Source organism: Streptomyces milbemycinicus, assembly GCF_002154605.1.
GTDB classification, from domain to species: Bacteria; Actinomycetota; Actinomycetes; order Streptomycetales; family Streptomycetaceae; genus Streptomyces; species Streptomyces milbemycinicus.
Genome location: NZ_MUNE01000517.1, coordinates 1 through 7,999 on the forward strand (window position 1 = coordinate 1; position 7,999 = coordinate 7,999).

Annotated in this window: 6 protein-coding genes; 2 read left to right on the forward strand and 4 right to left on the reverse strand. The window is 63.6% G+C overall.

All coding sequences use genetic code 11. The features are described 5' to 3' along the window. From CCN51_RS36100 to CCN51_RS36115, 4 genes are all read right to left on the reverse strand, one after another. Window positions 1-2,115 (reverse strand): condensation domain-containing protein (locus CCN51_RS36100; protein WP_143675993.1); only part of this gene is annotated, 2,115 nt, incomplete at its 3' end. 90 nt (window positions 2,116-2,205) lie between these two features. After that, on the reverse strand, window positions 2,206-2,892 hold the full coding sequence (locus tag CCN51_RS36105; protein WP_086860553.1) for a thioesterase II family protein: 687 nt from the start codon (window positions 2,890-2,892) through the stop codon (window positions 2,206-2,208). 144 nt (window positions 2,893-3,036) lie between these two features. Continuing rightward, complete coding sequence (locus tag CCN51_RS36110) at window positions 3,037-4,998, reverse strand: ABC transporter ATP-binding protein (RefSeq protein ID WP_086860555.1); 1,962 nt, start codon at window positions 4,996-4,998, stop codon at window positions 3,037-3,039. Window positions 4,999-5,034: 36 nt separating this feature from the next. After that, complete coding sequence (locus CCN51_RS36115; protein WP_245881737.1) at window positions 5,035-5,916, reverse strand: TauD/TfdA family dioxygenase; 882 nt, start codon at window positions 5,914-5,916, stop codon at window positions 5,035-5,037. Between the two features lie 561 nt (window positions 5,917-6,477). Here CCN51_RS36115 and CCN51_RS36120 point away from each other — a divergent pair. Further along, window positions 6,478-6,723, forward strand: coding sequence for an acyl carrier protein (locus CCN51_RS36120; RefSeq protein WP_158104730.1), 246 nt, complete (start codon window positions 6,478-6,480; stop codon window positions 6,721-6,723). Between the two features lie 2 nt (window positions 6,724-6,725). Continuing rightward, window positions 6,726-7,970 (forward strand): beta-ketoacyl-[acyl-carrier-protein] synthase family protein, encoded by a 1,245-nt coding sequence (locus CCN51_RS36125; RefSeq protein ID WP_264349361.1) that lies wholly within the window; start codon window positions 6,726-6,728, stop codon window positions 7,968-7,970. Window positions 7,971-7,999 lie beyond the last annotated feature (29 nt).

Consider the following 7,999-nt stretch of genomic DNA (forward strand, 5'->3'; position numbering starts at 1 on the left):
GTGGTGTGTTCGAGGAGGGGGAGGTGGCTGGGGGTGATTTTGATCAGGCTGGCCGGCTGATCGTCTGTTGGTGTGGGGGTGGTGTCCCAGGCGGTGAGGTGGAGGCGTCCGCCGCTGGTCAGGGTGCCGTACAGGACGGTGATGCCGATGTCGAAGGAGATTGAGGCGTGGGCGACGGTGGTCCCGGACAGTTCGGGGTATGCCTTGGTGGCGCGGGTCAGGTAGTTGACCAGGGCCTGGTGGGGGATGACNNACCGGGTGTCCCGGCAGCAGCGCACCCGGGCGGTCGTCATCGCGTACGTCGGTGCCGGGCCGGGCGGCGATGTGTGCGGCTGTCTCAGCGGCGTCCACCACCACGGACGGGCCGTCCGGGGAGGGCAGGGCGGTGGCGGTTGCGGTGTCGGTGACCAGGAGCATGGGGTTCGCGTCCTGCAGCATGTAGCTGATCCGCTGCGCGGGCAGTTCGGGGTCCACGGGTACGTACGCGGCTCCCGATTTCATCACCGCCAGCAGCGTCACCACCAGGCCGGCCGAGCGTGGCAGTGCCACCGCGACCAGTCGCTCCGGCCCTGCGCCCTGTTCGATCAGGTAGCGGGCCAGCCGGTTCGCCCGCGCATTCAGCTCGCCATAGGTCAGCTCCTCACCCTCGCACACCACCGCCACCGCACCGGGAGTGCGTGCCACCTGGGCTTCGAACAGCTCCGGCACCACCACATCCGGTACCGCACGCGCCGTGTCATTCCACTCGACCAACACTCGCTGCCGCTCGGCCTCACCCAGCACATCGACCCGCCCCACCGGCGCATCCGGATCCGCGGCCACCGCCTCCAACACCCGCACAAAACGACCAGCCAACGCCTCGATGGTGGCCTGGTCGAACAGGTCGGTGCGGTAGTCGAGTCGGCCGGTCATGCCGTTGGGAGCGCCGTCTTCGGCGCGGTGTTCACCGAGGTTGAGCGTTAGGTCGAACCTGGCGGAGACGTCTTGTAGCGGCTGGTGAGTGATCTCCAGGCCGGGCATGGTGAGGTCTGGCCGGGTGTTGTTCTGGAAGGAGAGCATCACCTGGAACAGCGGATGCCGGGCCATCGAACGTTGCGGATTCAGCACCTCCACCAGACGCTCGAACGGCACGTCCTGGTGGGCGTAGGCGGCCAGGTCCGTCTCCCGGACCCGCTCCACCAGCTCGCGGAACGTGGGATCCCCACTGACATCCGTACGCAGCACCAGCGTGTTGACGAAGAAACCGACCAGATCATCCAGAGCATCATCCGTCCGCCCGGCCACCGCCGTGCCGATCGGAATGTCACACCCCGCACCCATTTTCATCAACGACACAGCCAAAGCCGCCTGCACCACCATGAACACGCTCGCACCACTGCCCTGCGCCAGCTCCACCACCCCGCCATGCACGCCGGCCGGCACCCGCACCGCCACACTGCCACCCACATGCGACGCCACCGCCGGCCGCGGCCGGTCCACCGGCAACTCCAACTGCTCCGGCACCCCCGCCAGAGCAGTGGTCCAGTAGGCCAGTTGCCGCGAGATCACACTGCCCGGGTCATCCTCACTGCCCAGAACCTCACGCTGCCACAACGTGTAATCCGCATACTGCACCTCCAACGGCTCCCACCCCGGCACACCACCGGCCACACGCCCCGCATAAGCCAGCGACAGATCTCGGGCGAACGGAGCCATCGACCACCCATCCGCCGCAATATGATGCACCACCACCAACAACACAAACTCATCCCCACCCAACACAAACAACCGCACCCGCAACGGCAGATCACACGACAGATCAAACCCAGCCCCCGCCTCCTTCGCCAGCAGCCCAGCCAACTCACCCTCCCCAACCCCCGCCACATCAACCACCTCAAATGACGGCACCGCCACCCCAGCGTCCACAATCTGCTGAAACGGCTGCCCATCCACCTGTGAAAACACCGTCCGCAAACTCTCATGCCGACCCACCACATCACCCACCGCCAACCGCAACGCCCCCACATCCAACCGTCCCCGCAACCGCAACGACAACGGCACGTTATACGTACCCGAAACTCCCTCCAACTGCCCCAAAACCCACAACCGACGCTGCGCAAAAGACACCGGAATCACAAGTAGTGTCCCTTCTTGATAATCGAGTAGAGAGAAGTCGTCGCCAGAGTGAGGATGGGCGGAGGTTACGAGTGAACCTGCCGGGGCAGGCTAGTGATCCGCAGCGCGGACGAGATCGGAGACGAATCCGGGTTGGCAATCCGATAGATAGAAGTGGCCACCGGGGAAGGTCTGGAAGCGGAAGGTCCCTCGCGTCGCTTGCGCCCATGCCCGCGCGCTGTCGAAGTCCACGTCGGCGTCCTGGTCACCCACATACGAGGTGATAGGCGCTGAAATCGATCTGACCGGCTGGGGGCGGTACGCCTCAAGCAGGCGGAAGTCAGCACGAATTGCCGGTAGCGCCAAGTCCCTGAGGTCCGGGTCGTCGAGCGTTTCTGCGTTGCCGCCGTTTATCCTGCGGATTTCTGAGAGCAGAGCTTCGTCATCGTCGCTGACGGGCTCCCGCCTCATCGGCGTGTGGGGAGCCTCTTGTCCCGAGACGTACAGCATTCTCGGGCTGACTCCGAAGGCTCTCTCCAGTTGACGAGAGACCTCAAAGGCTACCGATGCCCCCATGCTGTGTCCGAAGAGAACGAAGGGGTGGTCGAGGAAACGCGACAGAGAATGGGTGATCCCGGCAACGAGTTCGTCCATGTTCTCGACGCAGGGTTCGGTGAGGCGTTCCTGTCGGCCCGGATACTGGACGGAGAGCAATTCGACATCGGTCGGCAGGGAATCTGACCAAGAATAGAAAAAACTGGCGGATCCGCCTGCGTGAGGGAAGCAGACCAAGCGCATGCGTAAGTTGCTTGAAGTTCTGTTCCGGCGGATCCAGCGATCTGTTGGATTGAAACCTGTGCTGAGCAACTTGTCCCCGTTTTTAGATGGCCTTTTCGATGTCGATTACGACGTCGGTCTCGATGTAGGCTGCGATGTCGTTGTCTAGTCGGCTGCCGCGGCAACCTGCTCGAACTGCGCCTTGTAGAGCCGGGCGTAGGCCCCACCGGCCGCCAGCAACTTCTCGTGTGTGCCCTGCTCGACGATCGAGCCGTCCTCCATCACCAAGATCGTGTCCGCATCGCGGATGGTCGAGAGTCGATGAGCGACGACAAAGCTCGTACGGCCGTGAGCAAGCTGTGCCATCGCCTTCTGGATCAGTGCTTCGGTGCGGGTGTCGACCGAGCTGGTTGCCTCGTCCAGGACGAGGATCACGGGATCGGAGATGAAGGCGCGGGCGATGGTGATGAGCTGCTTCTCGCCGGCGCTCACGCCCGCTCCCTCGTCGTCGAGGACCGTGTCGTAACCGTCCGGCAGTGTTCGGATGAAGCGGTCGGCATGCGCGGCGCGCGCGGCCTCCTCGATCTCGTGACGGGTGACGGATCTGGCGGAGCCGTAGGCGATATTGTCCGCGATGGTGCCGCCGAACAGCCAGGTGTCCTGGAGGACCATGCCGATGTCGGCCCGCAGCTCCTCTCGAGGCATCTGTGAGATGTCGACGCCATCCACCGTGATCTGCCCGCCGGTCAGCTCGTAGAAGCGCATCAACAGGTTGACCAGCGTGGTCTTCCCGGCACCGGTCGGTCCGACGATGGCGACGGTCTGCCCAGGTGCGACGGTCAGTGACAGGTCCTCGATGAGTGGTCTATCGGGGTCGTAGCGGAACGACACGTTTTCGAATGAGACGCTGCCCTTCAGCCCTGCGGACCCGCTGCCCTTGCCTTCTGTGGAGCTGCTGGCCTTCAACTCTGCGGAGCGGGCGGACGAGCCGGGTTCGGGCGATAGTTCCTCCGCGTCCAGCAGCTCGAAGATCCGCTCAGCGGAGGCCACCCCCGATTGCACCATGTTCGCCATCGAGGCCACCTGTGTGAGTGGCTGGCTGATTTGCCGTGAGTACTGGATGAACGCCTGCACCTCTCCGATGGACAGCGCACCGGAGGCCACCCGCAGCCCGCCGACGACCGCCACCAGCACATAGTTCAGGTTGGAGACGAAGAACATCAGGGGCTGCATGAGCCCGCTGTTGAACTGGGCCCTGAAGCCGGCTCGGTAGAGCGCTTCGTTGTGTTCGGCGAAGGCCCGGGCCGATGCCTCTTCCCGGCCGAAGGCCTTCACCAGGGAATGACCGGTGTACATCTCCTCGATGTGTCCGTTCAGCTTGCCGGTGGACTTCCACTGCTGAGCGAACAGCGGCTGCGCCCGCTTGCCGACCCGCATGGCCACCACCGCCGACAGCGGCACGGTGATCAGCGCGACCAGCGCCAGCAGAGGGGAGATCCAGAACATCATCCCCAGCACGCCGACGATGGTGAACAGCGAGTTGATGAGCTGGCCCATCGTCTGCTGCAGAACCTGATTGATGTTGTCGAGGTCATTGGTGGCCCTGCTGAGCACTTCCCCCCGCTGCCGCGTGTCGAAGTACGACAGCGGCAGCCGTGACAGCTTGGCCTGCACCTCCCCGCGCATCCGGAACACCGTCTGGTTGATCGCGCGGTTGGACAGCCGAGTTGCCACTGCCATCAACAGCCCGGCCAGCAGAAAGACGCCGAGGGCGAGCAGTACGACGGAGCCCACCGCGCCCGAGTCGATGCCCTTGCCAGGTGTGAAGTCCACCCCGGACAGGACACCGACGCCGTCCTCGCCCTTGGCCCGCATGTCGGCGATGACCTGTTCTCTGGGCACTCCGTCGGAGAACTGGCGCCCCACCAGCCCGGCGAAGATCAAGTCGGTTGCCTCGCCGAGGATCTTCGGCCCCAGTACGGAGAGCGCGACGCTCGGCACACCGACGAGCAGCATGGCGAAGACCGTGACCCGTTCCGGTTTGAACTGGGCAATAAGCCGCTTGCTCGACCCCTTGAAGTTCATCGAGCGCTGGTTCGGCCTTCCCGCGGCCGCTGATCGTGCCATCACCCGTCCCTCGACACTTTCAGTCCGAAGACACCGTCAGTCCGACATCGCGACCAACACTCGGCGTGGGCCGGCGAATGGCCGTCGCCCGTGGCCCACGAGCACATTGTCGATGAGGAGCAGACTTCCGGCCTGCCAATCCACATCGACGGCCAGGCGAAGCCCGGTCTCCTGGATATGCGTGATGTACTCGGCGGGGATGGGGCTTCCGTCGGCGAAGGTGACGGCCTGCGGCATCTCGTCTTCGGACAACAACTCGGCCATCTCCCGGGCATCGTCGCCCAGGCCCGCGATGTGGAACTGATCAGCCTGGTTGAACCACACCTCGGTGTCGGTGACGGGGTGCTGTGTCGTGGCCGGGCGCAGTTGACTGATCCATAGAGTGCCGTCGCCCTTCCATTTCCAATCGGCTCCGGCCTTATCCAGGAACGCCTCGACCTCGGCGGGGTCCTCGGTCTCAAACGTGGCCTGCCAGCTCTTGCCGAGCCCGTAACCGTCGTGGAGGTTCTGAATGTACCTGACTCCTCCTGCGAACGCGTCTCGAATCTCGGGGTCTATGGACTCCAGCCAGAGTTGTCCGTCGACCACAGGAGTGGCGCCGCCGCTGGTCGGGGCCTGCTCGCAGAAGAACAACAGGCGAGATGGCCAAGTGTGTGCGTACGACATCTCATTGTGCATGGAGATGGTGAACTCGGGCGGGTATTCGGTCGATGTGTAGACGTTCTGTCCGACTTTGGTACGCGGAGAGTTTCCATGGATGTACGCCAGACGGCGAGGCAGCAGGGCGGTGGTCACCTCGTCATAGGACTCGGCGGTGATGCCGAATCCACGGAAGACGAGCGCCTTCTCCTTCACCAGCAAATCGGTCAGATCGACCAGGCTTAACAGGTCGACCAGTCCGGCCGGGCTCGCTGACACACTCCCGCTGTCCGGAGTCAGTTCACGCGGTTGCCAACTCGGAGCTATCAACCGTCCGAATCCTCTCCAACGTGGCTGTCGCCCCACCGGGACGCTCAGCCGATCCCAAGCAAGCCTGGCATGGCCTGAGTTGTGCGTAACTGACCCTACTGGCCTATCGGCTTCTGTGGAGGTTCCTCTCTTGTACAAGTTGAGCGAAGTGCCTGCCGTCAACTGCCGGAAGTGAAACTCGGGGTGAGCGGTTGAGTGCGTGGGGTCAGCTCGGGTTCTTGACATGGCGCCAAGCAGATGAAATGGGATGTCTTCGTTCAAGTGACCTACATCCAGGGCAGATTGCACGAGCAATCTGAAGAACTAGTAGACGAAGTGACGGAGTTGGTGGATACACTGCGCCCGAGGGGGATGCCTGGAAGCGGTTGAGGCCTAAATGATCGGCGTTCATGCCGAGCCGTGTCCCGGAGAGAATCCTGTGGAGGATGACCGGGGCTGGTTAATCGCAGCGAACCAGCGCCTGGCCTGAGCCTGCCGGCAACCTTGTGCGCTGAGAGATGGGGGATCGCATTGTCTGACGACGAGCGCGAGGCGAAGGTCCGCGAGATCGTTGCTAACGTTGTTGAGCTGGATGAGTCGAGCCTCACCCGAACCGGCCTGCTCGTCGAAGAGCACGGTGCCGACTCACTCGATGCCATCGAGATTCTCACTCACCTTGAGACGACTTTTTCTGTTGAGATCGACCCCAAGGCGGCCTCGCGGATGGTCAACATTGACGCCATCCTGGAGATACTCGACGAATACGGAGCCAAGTAGCCTTGTCAACAAGGGAAGCCGACCCGAGTCGTCGCCGGGTGCTCCTCACCGGAGCAGGAGTGCTTTCCAGCGTTGCTAACGGGGTGACGGAATATAAAGATGCCTTGCGTGCCGGACGTGTCGGCACGGCTCCTATCACCTTGTTCGATACCGCTGGATTTCAGTACGCGCGCGGCCATCAAGTATCCAATATCGATCTGACGGACTATATCCACCGGGTCCCGCTCACGGACCTCGGCCGGGCATCACAGTTTTCGGTGGCAGCCGCACGTATGGCCGTGACGGACGCCGAGCTGGCCGAAGAGGATCTACGGAGCAAGCGTGGCCTGATAGCGATCGGGACAACCGATGGCGAAGGCCATGACCTCGATCACTTGGCCGAGACGGTTCTACGGCATGGGCCGGACCGCATGGAGCCGGAGATCGCCCGCCGAGCCCCTGCACTGAGCTTGTCGATGGCTGTCGCCAAGGAATTGAGGCTCTCCGACGTCGAAGTCTCGACGATCCCCACGGCCTGCTCCGCCGGTAACTACGCGCTGGGCAGCGGCTTTGACGCGGTGCGTTCAGGCGAAGTCGACTATGCGCTGGTAGGTGGAACCGATGGGCTGTGCCGCAAGAACTTCGCAGGATTCTACCGGCTCGGGCTGATCTCCCCCGACGAATGCCGCCCCTTCGACGCGGACCGGGAAGGACTGCTGACCGGCGAGGGCGCCGGCGTCATGCTTCTCGAAAGCGAAGAGTCAGCCCTCGCTCGGGGAGCGCATGTCTATGCGGAGATCCTGGGATACGGGCTGAACTGTGACGCGCACCATCCCACCGCCCCCGAAGAAGACAGCGTCGCACGCTGTATACGCCTCGCGCTCGACGACGCGGACCTGAAGCCCGAAGACGTCGACCTCATCTCCGCGCACGGCACCGGCACCAAAACCAACGACCTCACCGAGACCCGGGCGATTCAGCAGGTCTACGGCGCCACCCCACCCCCAATGGTCGGCATCAAGTCCATGATCGGCCACACCATGGGGGCGGCAAGCGCCCTGGGGGCCATCGCCGGAGCCCTCGCCATCACGCACGGATTCATCCCACCGACGGCCAACCACCGCCGGCCGGACCCCGAATGCCCCATCGACTGCGTCCCCAATCAAAGTCTCGACGCGGAGGTGCGCATCGTGCAGAACAACGGCCTTGCCTTCGGTGGCAACAACGCCGTCGTCATGCTCGGCAAATACACCAAAGATCCGTGTTGAGTCGCGCATCCCGCGTGCCTGCTTCTAGA

Coding starts and splice junctions, on each gene's coding strand:
- CCN51_RS36105 (WP_086860553.1), bottom strand. CDS start 2,892: ATGCGCTTGGTCTGCTTCCCTCACGCAGGCGGATCCGCCAGTTTTTTC.
- CCN51_RS36110 (WP_086860555.1), bottom strand. CDS start 4,998: ATGGCACGATCAGCGGCCGCGGGAAGGCCGAACCAGCGCTCGATGAAC.